1 pseudogene is annotated in these 345 nt (G+C 62.0%); it reads right to left on the reverse strand.

Going from position 1 to position 345, the window contains the following annotated elements:
* Window positions 1–345: pseudogene (locus FFY45_RS20955) on the reverse strand (nucleotidyltransferase family protein); the annotation flags it as partial.

Below are 345 nucleotides of genomic sequence, written 5' to 3' on the forward strand. Positions count from 1 at the left end.
GGTTACGTAACGCCGGACAGTAGCGTTGCAGCAGTAGCAGCGGCGGCAATGCCCACCACGGCGACACGCTCGCCTCTTCCCATAATTGGTCCCAATCGCGCTGCCCCATGCGTGTGGCCAGCAACGCAAGATCGTGCAGATGCATCAGCCGGATGCTGCGATGGCAGATGCCACCGGCCGCGTGTAGCAGCAGATGGCACATCAACGCACCGATGGACGGATAGGGATTCAAGCCCGCCTGCGGGCGCTCCGGCAGCATGCGTGATGTGATGTCCACGCTGTGCACCGGCAAGCGTTCCTGGATGCGCGTATGCAGCTCGATATTGATCGGCGCATCCAGATGCT

Origin of the sequence: Xanthomonas hortorum (assembly GCF_011305375.1) — a bacterium.
Classification (GTDB): Bacteria; Pseudomonadota; Gammaproteobacteria; order Xanthomonadales; family Xanthomonadaceae; genus Xanthomonas; species Xanthomonas hortorum_E.